The organism is Streptomyces sp. RLA012 (genome assembly GCF_056270325.1).
On the sequence record NZ_JBWDPA010000002.1, the window covers coordinates 9846664 to 9861528 of the forward strand.

Sequence of the window (14865 nt, forward strand, 5' to 3'; positions counted from 1 at the left end):
CAATACTGGCATCCAACAGGCAGGGCTATGGCGCCTAGTTCGCCCCCACCGAGGTGCCATGGCGCATCCAATGGACTGCCCGGAACTGATCACCATCATGTGAAAGCAAGGTATCGCAGTGCACAAGCGCAAGCCGCGATGGCGGCTGCCATTCATGATCACGGCAGGTGCGCTGGCCGCAGCGAGCGTCACCGCCGTTCCGCTGCTCGCCCACGCGTCTGGACCGGACCGGCAAACCGCCGGACGCCAGCTGGCGTTCGAGGAGGCCGCGGCCGAGTACGACGTTCCCCTGCCGGTCCTTCTCGGTGTGGCGTACCACGAGTCGGCCTGGGAAGTGCATCCCGGTGAACACAGCACTGGCGGCGGTTACGGTCCGATGCATCTGACGGACGTGACGCCCGCGATGATGGCCGGTGGCGACGCGGGAGCGGCCGGCCGCGGAGATGTGAAGGAGATGGTCGCCGACCCCTCCCTGCACACCCTCCCGGCGGCGGCGAAGCTGACCGGATTGCCCGCCGAGAAGGTGCGTGACAACGAGGTCGCCAACATCCGTGGCGGCGCTGCTCTGTTGGCCTCCTACGCAAAGGCCACGACCGGGCACACGCCGGTGGACGCGGGCCAGTGGTATGCCGCAGTGGCCCGCTACAGCGGCTCCCAGCAGGAGCGCGGGGCAAAGGCCTTCGCCGACCGCGTCTTCGCGACGATCAAGGAGGGTGCCGGCGCGACAACCCAGGATGGGCAGCAAGTCCGGCTGAACGCCGTCACGGATGTCCGGCCGGCCACCGGCCAACTGGCAGGGCTTCGCCTGAAGGCGACGGCCGCCGCGGAGACCGAGTGTCCGCCGACGCTCGACTGCACCTTCATCCCAGCCGCGTCTGCCAACGGTCAGGTGTCCAACCGGCCCGCCAACAACATCCGGATTGATTCCATCGTCATCCATGACACCGAGTCGTCCTACGAGTCGGCCATCAGCAGCTTCCAGAAGCCCGGCGGCGGTTCAGCGCACTACGTGATCCGGTCGTCCGACGGCGCCGTGACCCAAATGGTGCCCACCAAGGACCTCTCCTTCCAGGCGGGCAACTACTCGACCAACATGCACTCGATCGGTATCGAGCATGAGGGCTACGCCGCCTCTGGGGGCACTTGGTACACCCAGACCCAGTACGAGACCAGCGCGGAACTCGTCGCTTACCTGGCCGACCGCTTCGACATTCCGCTGGACCGGCAGCACATCATCGGGCACGACAACGTCTCTGGACCGCAGTCTTCTCTCGTCTCCGGCATGCACTGGGACCCGGGCCCGTCCTGGGACTGGGAGCGCTACATGCGTCTCCTTCATGCTCCCATGAACGGCGTTCACGGCGTGGGGCCGATCGGTTCGGCCGTCACCATCACCCCCAGGTTCACCCAGAACCAGCAGACTGTGCAGGTCTGTCCTTCCGACGACCCGACGGGTGCCACGCCCGAATGCACGGAACGGCGCCAACCGTCGAACTTCGTCTACCTGTACACAGCCCCCAGCCGCACCGCCCCGCTCTTCGGCGACCAGGCCCTTCACACGGACGGTGTCGGCACCAACCGGGTCAATGACTGGGGCAGCACTGCGCAGGCAGGACAACAGTTCGTCGTCGCGGGGCGCCAGGGTGACTGGACAGCCATTTGGTTCAGCGGCACCAAGGTGTGGTTCCACAACCCGTACGGACGCAACACGACCCCCGCTCGCGGCGTGACCGTGGTCAAGCCTGCCGGGGACACGCCCGCAGCGGTGTACGGCAGCAGTTACCCGGACACGAACGAATATCCCGCCGGGCTCTCGCCCTCCACCCAGGCTCCTCTGAGCTTCTACACCGTCCCCGCTGGTCAGGCATACGTCGCGACCAGTGAGGCCGAGGCCACGGACGACTACTTCCCCTCCAGCGGCCGTGTCGTGATCGGCGGCAAGAAGATGTACACCATTCAATACAACCACCGAGTCGGGCTGGTGTACGAGTCCGACGTGACAGCGCACTGACCGTCCGTCCGACCGTGGGCATCCGGCCGACAAAGGCCAATGAGTGACGGGGCGCGTCGCCGTCAGGTGGGACGACCAGGTTCGTCCCACCTGACGCTGCCGGCAGGGCCTGTCCGGCCCCCGTCGGGATGCACAATGACCCAACCGCTGATCAACAACATGTCAATGCTTTAATGGCACCGTTGGTAACGATTCCACGGTAGCAGGCGGGGAACTATGCGTAACTTGCCACCCGTATGAACCTTCTGTTCAGAGGTGTGATTTGATCCAGTGGTGGGGCCATGGCCCCACAGAAACACTGTGTGTCTGCCTGCTGCCCAGCTCAGCCCCGCCACAGGAGCGGGGCCGATCCCGGTCTATGCAGAGGATGCTCACGGTCGCCGTGTGCTAACGCTCCTGGGCAACCGCGAGCGGAGGAACGGAGACCGCTGGATCATGCATCTTGAGTCGTCCCCCACGACAAGTGGCCTTGAGGAGGCTGTTGCTGTCTTTGTCCAGCACCGGACACGTCTCTTCGGAATCGCCTACCGTGTGCTCGGCAGCGCGGTCGAGGCTGAGGACGTGGTCCAGGAAGTGTGGTTGCGCTGGCAGAAGACCGACCGGTCCGTGGTGATCAGCCCGGTGGCCTTCCTCTCGAGTGCGACGACCCGCCTGGCCATCAACGTCGCGCAGTCCGCGCGGGTGCGTCGGGAAACCTACATAGGACCATGGCTGCCCGAGCCCATCGACACGAGCTCGGACCCGGAGGTGGGCGCGCAGCGCGCGGAGGCTCTGGAGCTGGCTCTGCTGCTCGTGTTGGAGAAGTTGAGTCCCACTGAGCGTGCCGCGTACGTACTGCGCGAGGCGTTCGACTACGCCTATTCCGAGATCGCTGAAATCCTTCAACTCAGCCTCGTCAACGTGCGGAAGATCGTAAGCCGCGCTCGCAAGCATCTGTTGGCCGAGCAGCGGGAGAGCGTGGACACCGCAGAGCACCGGCGCCTTCTGAACGTCTTCGTCTCAGCGGCCCAGACGGGGGACGTGGCCTCGCTGGAAGCCCTCCTCACCCCTGATGCCGTCAGTCTGTCCGACGGCAACGGTATCCGGGGCGCCGCTCGTAAGCCCGTGCTGGGCCGTGCGCGCGTGGCCAACCTGGCGACGGCCTATCCGCGGTTCTGGCGGGGCGTGGACCTCAGGTCCGTCGACGCCAACGGCCGTACAGGCGTGATGATCTACCGGGACGGCGAGCCCACGACGCTCCTGGCGATAGCCGCCTCGAAGGAAGGCATCCACAAGGTGATGTGGGTATGGAACCCGATCAAGGTCGCCGCGTTCCTTGATTCGCGCTCCCGCTTCGCAGCGGCTCCGGGCACGGCTATCGAGGATTGCCGTCCGCCATGGCACCTTCCCACGGACACCGTGGCCGGCTGACGAACATGGTGGCTGTCGTGTTGCCGAAGTAGTCGTGTGACAGGGAGGTGCCCCGGCCTGAAGTTCGGATGCCACTGACCGACCGATTGCTGCCCATAACGTGCCTCTGCGTGTCGCCGGGTGGCGGGGTCGGGTCCAGGAGTGCAGTTTGTCGGGGTTGAGTACGGTCCAGATGTGGGTGACGTGGGTGATGTGGTGGTTGGCGATGTCGAGGCTGATGACGGCGGCAATGTGGTGGTCGTAGCGGGCGACGAGGCCGGTGCGGCCGTTGACGGACTGGGCGGTGAGGGTGGTGCGGGGGAGGGGGGCCAGGAGTGTGAGCAGGCTGTGGGCGGCCTGTCGGCTGCCGTGTACGGGTCTGGTCGGTGCTCTTACCTTGCCGCCGCTGTCGAAGTATGCCGTGGTGTCCGGGCACAGCAGTGATGTCAGCAGGCCGGTGTCCTGGGCCAGGCAGGCCCGGTGGACGGCGCGGGCGGCGGCATCGTGCTGCTCCGGCGTGGTGGGGTGTGCGGGCCACGCCTGCAGGCAGTGGTGTGCCCGGCCTGCGAGTTCGGTGAGTACGGCGAGTTCGGTGAGTTCGGCGTAGTGCGGCTCGGTGCGTCCCACGGTGCCGGCACCCGTAGCGGGTGTCGTCCCGAAGACGTCGTCGAGCACGAACGCCGCACGCTCGGCCGGGGACCAAGAGCCCGGAGCATCCAGCACAACCCCACCCACCCCCACACCCTCCTCCTTATCCAGCTCCGCCTCCAGTCCTGCCCGTGTCCTCTCGACGTCTGCCGTCTCCGCGCGGGCACTCCGGCCGGGCTGGGCGAGCCGGCCCAGACAGATACCGCCCGCGGTCTTCGCCAGCCAGTACCGGGGCACCGTGATCCGCCCGCGTGCCGCCTCGGACAGCCCGAACCACCGGCGGTAGGCCTCATCGACCACACTCCCCGCCCCACCGCCGCCACCCAGCATCCAATAAGTCACCCCCAGCAGAAACCGACGCTCGTCAACCGACTCCGCGATCGACACCACCTCACCGCGATCCATACGACAACCTCCCTGACCGCCCTGGTGCCCGGGGATGCAGCTGCAGTAGCCGATGGCTGAGTCCTCGTGCATGGGACATCTCGTTCATCTCTTGGCTCAACCTGTTAGACCGGGCACGCATGGATCTTGTGACATGAGCTGTCACGCATGGTCATGCGGAGTCGGGCACCGTGTTTTGCCAGGGACCCTCATCGCCTCACGCTCGAATGCGGAGCGGCCGGTTTCGAAAAAAGCGCTCATGCGTCGGGACGCGGTGCCGAAACACTCTTGGCTGGCCCGGCCCCTGTCGACCGCAGCAAGGTGCATGCATGGGCGGGGTCGCCGGGGAACGAATCGATCCGGAGCAGTGCGTGTCACATCCACGCCCTATGCCCGGTCATATGGGTGGAAGCAGTCCAGGAGCTTGCGGTGGCGACGGCCGGCCTCGCCGTTCCTGTATGAGCTCAAGGCGCCGACCCTGCCGCGGTGAATCCTCCGTTCATTGCCGGAGGAATACATGGCGAGCCTGAGAGGCGTGAAATCTACAAAATCAAACGCAACACTTTTTGAACGATTTACGGATGGTGGTAGGGATATGGGTGACGGGGGTCAGGAAACCGAAGTGCGACGAGGATACAAGGGGGAAAGGGTTGCCGAATGGGCCGGTGGACGCCTGGGTGTGCACAGCCGAGTCAGGGCCCGTGCGCGAAGGGTTTTCCCGGACCACTGGTCGTTCATGCTGGGCGAGATCTGCCTCTACAGCTTCCTCATCATCGTTGTCACGGGTGTGTATCTGACGCTGTACTTCCATCCGTCGATGAAAGAAGTGCAATATCAGGGAAGCTATGCACCGCTGCAGGGTCAGATGGTTTCGGAGGCATTCAATTCAACCATGCACATCTCCTTCGATGTGCGCGGTGGCCTGCTGATCCGGCAGGTCCACCACTGGGCGGCCCTGGTCTTTGTCGCAGCCATCCTCGTCCATATGATGCGCGTATTCTTTACTGGCGCGTTCCGCAAGCCTCGCGAGCTCAACTGGGTGTTCGGATTCCTGCTGCTGATCCTGGGAATGGTCGGGGGGCTGACGGGATACGACCTTCCGGATGACCTTCTCTCCGGGACCGGACTCGCAGTCGTGAACGGAACGATCCTTTCCATACCGATCGTCGGAACCTACCTCTCGATGTTCCTTTTTGGAGGAGAGTTCCCAGGGGGCGATCTGGTGGCGCGTTTCAACACGATCCACGTTCTGCTCATCCCTGCCCTCATGGTGGGACTGCTCGCCGCCCATCTGCTCCTGGTCCTCTACCACAAACACACACAGTATCCAGGTCCGGGACGAAGCAACAAGAATGTTGTGGGCCTGCCGCTTCGGGTGCGCGCCGTAAAGTCCGCGGGATACTTCTTCCTGGTCACCGGCGGCATCTTCGCCATCGCTTCGGTCGCGCAGATCAACCCCGTCTGGCTGTACGGCCCCTACCGTGCCGACCAGGTTTCGGCAGGCTCACAGCCCGACTGGTACATGGGCATAGCGGATGGACTGCTGCGGGTCATGCCCGGCTGGGAAACGAACCTCTGGGGTCACACCCTGGCTCTGGACAACCTGATTCCGCTGTCGGTGGGCGTCGGCCTCTTCCTCGCCATGGGTGTGTACCCGTTCATCGAGTCCTGGGTGACCGATGACGATCGTGATCAGCATCTCCTCGACAGACCGCGTAATCGCCCGGTGCGAACGGGACTTGGCGTCGCATGGATCAGTTTCTACCTCGTGGCTCTGATCGGTGCCGCGAACGATATTATCGCCATTCGCCTTCACGTCTCGGTTGAATCAGTAACGTGGGCAGTTCGCGTCGGTCTCCTCACTGAGCCTTTCCCAGTAATGGATCATGACGTTGTGTGATCGTTCAGATGGTGCGGTCGTACTCGAGCTGGAGCAGGACGAGGGCTGCGGCGGCGATCTTCGTGATGCGGCTGGGGTCGAGGCTGACTCTGCGCAGGGCCTTGAAGGTCGTCTTCAGCAGGGAGTTGGCGCGCTCGCAGACGCCGTGGATGCCGCGGATGACCTTGTTGTAGGTCTGCTGGGCCTCGGTCAGCTCGCCTCCGGCGGGCTTTTTGACGGGGTGGCGGAACCCGTCGCCGGCGTTCTCGTAGCCGAGGTCGACCAGGGTCGGCATGTCCAGCTCGGCGGCGATCCGGTTGAGGGCGTCGGTCAGGCCGTGGTGGCGGGCGCAGGTGGTGTCGTGCTCCCTGCCCGGGCGAACCGGTGAGACCCAGATCGGCCAGCCGTCCGGGGTGGAGATGACCTGCACGTTCCCACCATGGTGCTTGTGTTTTCCGGACCACCACAGGTCCGCGCCGTTGGGGCCGGGAGCGGCGACGCGGTCCGTGCGGATGACCGTTCCGTCGAGGTTCAGATGCGTCAGCCCGGCCGCCTTCGCACGCTCCAACGCGGTCGCGAGGTCCGGTGCCCCGGCCGCCAGAACGGTCAGCCCCTCGTGGAGGTAGCGGTATGCGGTCGAGGCCGACACCCGGTTGTCGCAAGCGAGTTGGGAAAGACGGGTGCCGTCGAGGAACCAGCGCAGCACGAGCACGGCCTGCTTGAAACAGCCCAGCGCACGCCGCCCCTTGCGGGTCCCGGCCACGATGCGGTGATCGCGCAGCAGCCGGGCCAGGTGCTCGGCGGTGGACCGCTTCACATCGAGCACGGCGGTGTATGTGACACTGATCGACACGTGAGGCCCCTCGGTCGGATCTTTCCTTCGCAAGATCGTTCCTACCAGGGGCCTTACGCCTGCCCGGACTTGGGGACCACACGGGCCGCAACTCCAGCATCGCGATCACAGCGAGCGACGAGCGCTTACTGGGAAAGACTCACTGTGCCTCTTCTGACCTACTTCGTAGCGAAACGATCCGCACTCGGCCTTCAGCGCCTCGACCGCGACAAAGTGCTGCACGGCCGCGAGACGGGCATCATCAAGCGTATGCCGAATGGCGAGTTCATCGAGGTGCACGAGCCACTCGGTCAAGAGCAACTGCACGTTCTTACACAGCATGAGCAATACAAGCCGATCGGTACCGGTTCCAAGGGAAGTGAGGAAGGGGCTGATTCCAACTCCAGCCTCACCACGCGCCTGCGTGCCCGGCTCAGCCGGAGTTTCTACGGTGAAGGAACGCAGATCGCCAAGCCGACCGCGCAGGAGTACAAGGAGATCACCAGTGGGCACCGACGCTGAATGGGCGAAAGCAAGGGATTGCCTGCCGACCCGGGAATGCGGTAATGGCAAAGCCCGTTCTTGAGCCTGCCGTGCCACGCAGGAGAAGTGGATCACGGTGCCCGCCGAAGTGGGTGATGTGCGGGTACGCATCGTCAAACCCGTCGGCGGTGAAGGCCCACTTCCGGTCGTCCTCTACGTGTACGGCGGAGGTTGGGTCATCGGCAACGCCGGCACTCATGACCGTCTGGTGCGCGAGCCGGCCGTCGGGGTGAACGCGGCCCTCGTGTTCGTCGCCGGGCGTCCCACGCCGTGAGCGTGTCCCACCCCAACGACGTCGCCAACATTGTCGAGAAGGCGGCGCGGACGGTCCGCTGACCGGCGCAGTCAACAGGGAGGGGCGGCGAAGGTGCCGCCCCTCCCGTTCGTGGTCTGATTCCCCGGTGAAAGGCGCAGGCTTTGGGCCGTCAGGGATGACGGCCGCGCGGCAGCAGCGCCGACCGCGGGCGTGCCCTGCGTGAGGTACCCGTCCGCCTGGACCAACATGCCGTTCATCTCCATTCCGACTCGGGTGCTCACATCGGTGGCGCGGCGTACCGTCCAGACAGAGGGATCGGTGGGGCGATGCGCCCTTCTGCGTACTTGACTGGATGGCACGCCGTTCTGTGACCCCCACAGGCAGGCCGACCGGTCGAGAACCGCGGCTTCGGTGAGGTTCGTGCCGTAGTGGACCGCCACCCACAGCACCCGCTCGGCCGGCGGCAACCGCCACGCGACACGGCGTCTTCCAGCCGGGCGCGCGGCCTGATCATGCAGCGGCTACTTGGAGCCAAGCGCTCCGGAACCCGGTCCTCCAGTGGCAGGATTCCGCAGATTCCGTCACTGACGGCGCTGTTGTTTACGGTCGTTGAGCTGGACGAAGCTGGTGCAGAGCGTCGGAGATGGCGCTCATCCGCTCGGTGAGATCAGCGAGTTTCCGGCGAAGTTCGCTGACACGGGTCTCCAACTCGGTGGCTTCAGCGGCCAGCGACACGACGGTGGCCGCGATGTCGACTCGGTTCTCAGTGGCTCGGCTCATCATGTGTCCTTCCGCGGCAGAGACCGGATGAATGTGACCGCCACGACCCCACGGAGTCGTCTGCCGGGTGAGAAGTCCTCGTATGCATGCCGACGCATCCGACGTTCCATGCCCCGGGCAGTTGGCGCGCCGACACACATCCCCCGGTCTAGGCAGTCTCCGCCTGGTCCAGCTGTATGGCGGAGATGTCGAGAAGCAGCTGTACCTTGTCGCTGATCAGGACCCCACCTGTTGCCAATGTTGTGTTCCAGCCGAGTCCCCAGTCGGAGCGCAGCAGGGTGGCTGTGCCCTCGAAGCCGACGCGGTTCTGTCCATAGGCGTCCTGGCTCGCTCCGCCGAACTCAAGGTCGATGTGAACGGGCAGTTCGAGGTCCTTGATCCGGAGGGACCCCGCCATGCGGAACCGATCGGCTCCGGCATCGACGATTCCGGTGGAACGGAAGCTCAGCAGAGGGAACGTCACCGAGTCGAGGAAGTCCGGGCCGGTGACATACGCATCCCGCTCCCGGAAGCCTGTGTCCACACTGCCGGTCTGGACACTGAGATAGGCCTCGGACCGGGCGGTACGGGCCCCATCGAGCTTGAGGAGTCCTTCGAAGGCGGTGAATCGTCCGCGTACGTTGGTGATCATGGCGTGTCGGACGGAGAAACCGATCGTGCTGTGCACCGGGTCAATGGAGTAGACACCGGTCAGCCCTTCATGGGGAGCTGTACGAGAAATAGTGTTTTCCTTGCGGTTGAACATGGCGAGCCGGTTCCTTCGTGCGGTGATCTCAGGGAGGGGCGAATTCCGGCACGCTGCGGCCGTACCGTCGAATTCAGGGCCGCTGTTCGAGCGAAGCGGTGCCGGTCATGAACGTCGAATCCTGGACCCACGGGAGAGGAACTGAAACGGCTGGTCCCGGCAAGGAGGGCCATCACGGTTTTTTGTGCATGCGATGGAGTGAGTCTGCGGACGGAATGCAGGGGCCCCTGCCCGTCGGCAGGGGCCCGCAGGACCTACTGCTGCTGCGCGACCCAGTCGACGAACCGGATCTCGCCGATGTGCGCGTCCGCACCCGGCAGGAGCGTGGCCTCCTTCAACTCGGTACCGAAGTAAGGGGCGTGCGCATCCGTGACCACCGTGCGGGGGTCGTTCTTGGCGGCGAGTCCCTTGCGGATGAGCTGGTCGAGCTGGAACTCGTCGGGGCCCGCGACCTCCACCACACCGTTGACAGGGGTGCCGACCGCCGTGCGGCCGACAGCCGCGGCCACGTCGTCGGAGCCGACGGGCTGGATCTTGACGGGGGCGAGACGCACGGTGTCGCCCTCGGTGGCCGCGGCGGCGATCGCCTTCATGAACTCGAAGAACTGAGTGGCGTGCACGATGGAGTAGGGAATGCCGGACGCCTTGATCAGCTCTTCCTGGGCCTGCTTGGCGCGGAAGTACCCGCTCTCCTGGAGCCGCTCGGTGCCGACCACGGACAGTGCCACGTGGTGGGTGACGCCGGCGTCGGCCTCCGCCTTCAGAAGGTTGGTCGTCGAGGTGCGGAAGAAGTCCATGACGGCCTCGTCCTCGAACGAGGGGGAGTTGGACACGTCGACCACGACCGACGCACCCTCCAGGACCTCGGCCAGACCCTCGCCCGTCAGCGTGTTGACGCCGGTGTTGGGCGCGGCCGCGACCGCCTCGTGCCCGTGCTCGTTGAGCTTCCCGACCAGCTTCGAGCCGATGAGCCCGGTTCCACCGATTACTACGACCTTCATAACCGATTCCTCTCGGAGGGTTTCCTGGTGCGGCGCGCATCCCGCGATGAGCTGCTCACCGGCACAGAGCAAGTTCTGTCTTCACCAGGAGAGACAGGACAGCGGAGCTACTTGTGACAGGGGTTCTCGGAAACCGAGAAAATTCTCGCCTGCTCGCCTGCTCGCCTGCTTGTTGGCCTGTTGGCCTGTTGGCTTGTTCGCTTCATGCGATTGTGCGAGGTCATTCGGCGAGCTTTCCATCGGTCGAGACCTCCTCCATCAGAGAGGAAATCTCGTCCGGGATGGCCGGAATACTCTCGCGGGTGATACCAGTCGTCGGGGACCACACGAGATTGACCTGCAGAGCGGGATCCAGGCCGGGGTAGTCGCTGCGGTTGTGGCAGCCACGAGTCTCGCGACGCTCCAGCGCGGCTTCGAGGGTGGCCCGGGCTGCCAGAGCGGCGGACTTGAGATCAAAGGCATGCGCGAGGTCCTGGAATCCGGCGATGTCCGGGTGTATGCCGACGCTCTCCATCCTCTTCTCCATCAGCGCGAGCTCCGCGAGCCCGGCGCGCAGACCCTCTTCGTCGCGTACGACTCCCGCATGCTCGGTCATGGTGTTGCGGATGGCGCGCTGCAGGGCGCGTACGTTCTCCGGACCGTCGGCGGCGAGAAGGTCGTCGATCTCGGCGCGAGCATGCGCTGTCGCCGACGCGGACCGCGGCTGCGCGGTCAGTGACTGCGAGTAGGCGGCGGCTGCCTGGCCGGTGATGCGGCCGAAGACCAGCAGCTCGATGAGACTGTTCCCTCCGAGGCGATTGGCGCCGTGCAGGCCGCTCGATGCCTCACCGATGGCGTACAGGCCGCGCACGTCCGTGCTGTGGTCCTCGGGACGCACCCACACCCCGCCCATCGAGTAGTGCGCGGTGGGCGCGATCTCGATCGGATCGCGGGTGATGTCCAGCATCTGGAGGTCCAGAAGAGTCTGGTAGACGCGGGGGAGCCGCGTCATGATCGTCTGCCGTGGCAGATGGGAGACGTCGAGCCACACTGCTCCCTTGGCGGTCCCCCGTCCTTCCTTGATCTCGGTGTAGGCGGCCAGGGCCACACGGTCGCGGGTGGACAGTTCCATACGGTCGGGGTCGTAGCGGGCCATGAACCGTTCCCCGAGCGCGTTGCGCAGGATCCCGCCCTCACCCCGAGCGGCCTCGCTGACCAGGGTGCCGGCCGCGTTCTCCGGCTCGATGATCCCGGAGGGGTGGAACTGGACCAGCTCAGGGTCGCGCAGGCGGGCTCCGGCCTCCACGGCCAGACGGAAGGAGTCACCTGTGTTCTCGTCGCGCCGTGAGGACGTACGCCGCCAGATACGGGTATGGCCACCGGCGGCAAGAATGACGGCGTCGGCGTGGATCAGGTAGCGCTTTCCGTTCGTGAGGTCGAAGCCGTAGGCACCGAAAACGGCGCCGTCATGCACCAGGAGCCGGGTGATGTAGACGCCGTCGAGCACGGGGATCTTGAGCTGGTCCGCCCGCCTGATGAGTGTGCGCTGGATCTCCAGACCGGTGTAGTCGCCGGCGAAGGCGGTCCGCCGGAACTTGTGCGCGCCGAAGAAGCGCTGCGAGATGCGGCCGTCCTCTTCCCTGGCGAAGGCCATGCCGTAGCGTTCCAGGTCGTCGATGCCTCGGGCGGCGCCCTGAGTGACGATCTGGGCGGTGCGAGGGTCGGCGAGCAGATAACTCTCCTTGAGAGTGTCGGCCGCGTGCTGCTGCCAGCTGTCCTCGGGATCCATGGTGGCCAGGGCCGCGTTGATTCCTCCGGCAGCGAGTGCCGTATGCGCGTCCTCCTTGGGGCGCTTGCCGACCGCGAGGACATCGACGCCTGCTTCAGCCAGTTCGATTGCCGCTCGCAGCCCAGCACCTCCGGTGCCGATCACCAGCACCATGGTGGAAATACGTTGTTCGGTGAAAGCCACGCTCTACTCCGATCGCCTGGGTTGTCACTCACTACGACCAGGTGGTCCCGGGATCTGTGACACCGACGCGGACGAGAGACGATGTGCCGTCCGGCCCACTCCCCGCCCGCGCCGGGGCGTCACGGCAGGATGCGGTCCAGGGGTACGTCCGGATCGGAGAGAAGCGCGTCGTCGATGTCCGACCCGGAGGTGATGAGGGACCGGATGGGGTCCATCACATCCCACACGTTGACACTCATGCCGGCCAGTACGCGGTTCCCCGCCATCCAGAACGCGATGAACTGTCGTTCGGAGGGCTCACCGCGGAAGACGACGCGGTCGTAGCCCCCTGGTTCCGTGTAACCCGTGTACTCCATGCCGAGGTCGTACTGGTCTGTGTAGAAGTACGGCAGCCTGTCGTAGACGGCGTCCTTGCCGAGCATGCCGAGTGCCGCCACGTTCGGCTGATGCAGTGCATTGGCCCAGTGTTCGACCCGGAGGCGGCGGCCGAGCAGCGGGTGGTAGGCGTTGGCGACGTCGCCCGCAGCGTAGATGTCGGCCGCTGAAGTCCGCAGATGCTCGTCGGTGACGATGCCGTTCTGTACGTCCAGGCCCGCGTCCTGGGCGAGTTGGACATCGGGGGTGATGCCGACGCCCACGACCACCGCGTCCGCGGCAAGGCGGCTGCCATCAGCGAGCCGCACTCCGTCCACCCGGCCCTGTGTTCCGGTGAGGGACTCCACCTGCACGTTGGGCAGGAGACTGACGCCGTGATCGGCATGGAGGGCGGCGAACACTTCGGCAGCTTCGCGCCCGAGCACCTTCAGCAGAGGAAGCTCCGAGTGTTCGAGCACGGTTACCTCGGCGTCGGCCATCCGGGCGGCCGCGGCGGTCTCAAGACCGATCCATCCGGCACCGATCACGACGATCTTCGCCCCCGGGCTGAAGGCGGACTTGAGTCGTTCGCTGTCTCCCACACGACGCAGATACAGAACGTTGTCGAGGTCCGCTCCTGGCACGGACAGACGACGAGGAGACGAGCCGGTGGCCAGGAGCAGCTTGGTGTAGGGAACCTGACGCCCGTCGTCCAGTTCCACCTGCCGTGCCCCCTGGTCGACAGCGCGCGCACGCGTGTCCAGCAGCAGGTCGACGTCGTGTTCCCGGTACCAGTCATCAGGATGCACGAAGATCGAATCGCGCTCTTCCTTGCCCAGCAGGTAACCCTTGGAAAGCGGCGGTCGAAGGTAGGGCTTCTCACGCTCGTCGCCGATGATGATCAGCGGGCCGTCGTGGCCGTGCTCCCGCAGTGCCTCGGCTGCCTTGCCCGCGGCCAGACCGCCGCCGACGATCACGAAAGTGTTCACAGGGTTCCTCGTCTCAGATGTCACATGCTGCGAGTCATGTGGGGAGGGTCATCCACCCGACCGCTTAACCCTTCATACTGTGACAACTCCACGACCGCCCAGACGGGATACACGCCGACTGTCACAACATCTTGAGCCGGTCTGCCCGGTCGAGGCCGGCTTCTACGAAGAGGACGTCCCGCAGCACCGGGCGCAGTACGCAACCATCAACACCATCAACACCATCAACGCCGAGTACTTCGGCACGCCCTCGGGGCAGCAGGGCGAGCCGTACGTCCTTGAGGGCGATCACCGCTCGATCGCTCGGTTGCCGCCGCGAAGTTCGTACAGGAAGGGCATCGCTGTCTTCAGCATTCGCAAGGAAGAGGCCGCTGACGCCGACCTGTGGTTTCCCTTCTGACAAGACACCTGTCCCGGGCCATCTCGTGGACGTCTCAGAGGGGCATGTCGGCGGTGTCCGGCTTGTGGGACTCACGGGGCCTCGCCAGAACGGTGGGCACTGTGACGACCGAGGCCTCCTTGGTCAGGAAACGTTGCACAGGACAGCGCCCGGCAACCGCCAGCAGTTGTCTTATGCGGGCAGGTTCCAGATCGCCGGTCAACTGGACGTTCTTGACGATCTGTCCGCGCTCATCGAACCGCACAGCAACTGCGATGTGGTCGAGCGGCCAACCCTGCTTGTCCGCAAAGGCCCGGACGGCCATGGAGGTACATGATCCGAGCGCGGCCAGGAGCAATTCACCGGGGGTGGGTCCGGTGTCGGTACTGATGGGCTGGGGTTCGTCCGCGGTCAGCGTGTGCGGACCGACCGTGATGGAGCGGGCGAGACGCGGGCCTTCATCCACTGACACGATGCGTGTGTTCATCTGTCTTCCTCTCCGGGGAGGTGCACCGCTGTGTGGCCGGTGATCACCGAACGGGGGGCGAGTTGCGTCGGGACGCAGTGACTCGCCCCTTACCGCTTAGACAGGACTGCCCTCGCTCATGTGACACATTTCCCGGATAAATTCGGGCGAGGGCCGCCTGCGCCTTCGGCGGGAACGATGCCGTCCACGCCGTCGATGGTCAGAGACTGTCACACAGTGCGATGCTGCCTGGTCCTA

General features: G+C 65.3%; 10 protein-coding genes and 3 pseudogenes. 6 read left to right on the forward strand and 7 right to left on the reverse strand.

What is annotated here, in order from left to right:
• Positions 1–154: 154 nt before the first annotated feature.
• From RV986_RS44835 to qcrB, 3 genes and pseudogenes are all read left to right on the forward strand, one after another.
• A complete protein-coding gene (locus RV986_RS44835; RefSeq protein ID WP_475922855.1) occupies positions 155–2011 on the forward strand; it encodes an N-acetylmuramoyl-L-alanine amidase in 1857 nt (618 codons plus the stop codon).
• Between the two features lie 435 nt (positions 2012–2446).
• On the forward strand, positions 2447–3421 hold the full coding sequence (locus RV986_RS44840) for an RNA polymerase sigma-70 factor (RefSeq protein ID WP_475922856.1): 975 nt from the start codon (positions 2447–2449) through the stop codon (positions 3419–3421).
• 1606 nt (positions 3422–5027) lie between these two features.
• A pseudogene (qcrB, locus tag RV986_RS44845) lies at positions 5028–6302 on the forward strand (cytochrome bc1 complex cytochrome b subunit); the annotation flags it as partial.
• A gap of 34 nt (positions 6303–6336) precedes the next feature.
• Here qcrB and RV986_RS44850 read toward each other — a convergent pair.
• Positions 6337–7158, reverse strand: a complete 822-nt coding sequence (locus RV986_RS44850; RefSeq protein WP_475924183.1) for an HARBI1 family protein — start codon at positions 7156–7158, stop codon at positions 6337–6339.
• A gap of 153 nt (positions 7159–7311) precedes the next feature.
• Between RV986_RS44850 and RV986_RS44855 the strand changes: the two are divergent.
• A pseudogene (locus tag RV986_RS44855) lies at positions 7312–7665 on the forward strand (cytochrome bc1 complex cytochrome b subunit); the annotation flags it as partial.
• An 82-nt stretch (positions 7666–7747) separates the two neighbouring features.
• Positions 7748–7939 (forward strand): annotated as a pseudogene (locus tag RV986_RS44860) (alpha/beta hydrolase); the annotation flags it as partial.
• Positions 7940–8542: 603 nt separating this feature from the next.
• On the opposite strand, the gene RV986_RS44865 reads toward RV986_RS44860, so the two are convergent.
• The 5 genes from RV986_RS44865 to RV986_RS44885 all read right to left on the reverse strand — a co-directional run bounded on the left by RV986_RS44865 (position 8543) and on the right by RV986_RS44885 (position 13762).
• Positions 8543–8722 carry a hypothetical protein gene (locus RV986_RS44865; RefSeq protein WP_475922857.1) on the reverse strand — a complete coding sequence of 60 codons (180 nt, stop codon included), beginning with the start codon at positions 8720–8722 and terminating at the stop codon, positions 8543–8545.
• A gap of 148 nt (positions 8723–8870) precedes the next feature.
• On the reverse strand, positions 8871–9467 hold the full coding sequence (locus RV986_RS44870) for a YceI family protein (RefSeq protein WP_475922858.1): 597 nt from the start codon (positions 9465–9467) through the stop codon (positions 8871–8873).
• A 254-nt stretch (positions 9468–9721) separates the two neighbouring features.
• Positions 9722–10468, reverse strand: coding sequence for an SDR family oxidoreductase (locus RV986_RS44875; RefSeq protein ID WP_475922859.1), 747 nt, complete (start codon positions 10466–10468; stop codon positions 9722–9724).
• 220 nt (positions 10469–10688) lie between these two features.
• Positions 10689–12389, reverse strand: coding sequence for an L-aspartate oxidase (locus RV986_RS44880; RefSeq protein ID WP_475924659.1), 1701 nt, complete (start codon positions 12387–12389; stop codon positions 10689–10691).
• Positions 12390–12538: 149 nt separating this feature from the next.
• Positions 12539–13762, reverse strand: a complete 1224-nt coding sequence (locus RV986_RS44885; protein WP_475922860.1) for an NAD(P)/FAD-dependent oxidoreductase — start codon at positions 13760–13762, stop codon at positions 12539–12541.
• 79 nt (positions 13763–13841) lie between these two features.
• Here RV986_RS44885 and RV986_RS44890 point away from each other — a divergent pair, with 79 nt between their 5' ends.
• Entirely contained in the window at positions 13842–14162 is a 321-nt protein-coding gene (locus RV986_RS44890) for a hypothetical protein (RefSeq protein ID WP_475922861.1), read from the forward strand.
• A 34-nt stretch (positions 14163–14196) separates the two neighbouring features.
• Here RV986_RS44890 and RV986_RS44895 read toward each other — a convergent pair whose 3' ends face one another.
• Entirely contained in the window at positions 14197–14628 is a 432-nt protein-coding gene (locus RV986_RS44895; protein WP_475922862.1) for an OsmC family protein, read from the reverse strand.
• Positions 14629–14865 lie beyond the last annotated feature (237 nt).

Excerpts from the sequence above, each read along its gene's own strand:
- RV986_RS44835 (WP_475922855.1), top strand. The coding sequence starts at position 155 with ATGATCACGGCAGGTGCGCTGGCCGCAGCGAGCGTCACCGCCGTTCCG.
- RV986_RS44840 (WP_475922856.1), top strand. The coding sequence starts at position 2,447 with ATGCATCTTGAGTCGTCCCCCACGACAAGTGGCCTTGAGGAGGCTGTT.
- RV986_RS44865 (WP_475922857.1), bottom strand. The coding sequence starts at position 8,722 with ATGAGCCGAGCCACTGAGAACCGAGTCGACATCGCGGCCACCGTCGTG.
- RV986_RS44870 (WP_475922858.1), bottom strand. The coding sequence starts at position 9,467 with ATGTTCAACCGCAAGGAAAACACTATTTCTCGTACAGCTCCCCATGAA.
- RV986_RS44875 (WP_475922859.1), bottom strand. The coding sequence starts at position 10,468 with ATGAAGGTCGTAGTAATCGGTGGAACCGGGCTCATCGGCTCGAAGCTG.
- RV986_RS44880 (WP_475924659.1), bottom strand. The coding sequence starts at position 12,389 with ATGGTGCTGGTGATCGGCACCGGAGGTGCTGGGCTGCGAGCGGCAATC.
- RV986_RS44895 (WP_475922862.1), bottom strand. The coding sequence starts at position 14,628 with ATGAACACACGCATCGTGTCAGTGGATGAAGGCCCGCGTCTCGCCCGC.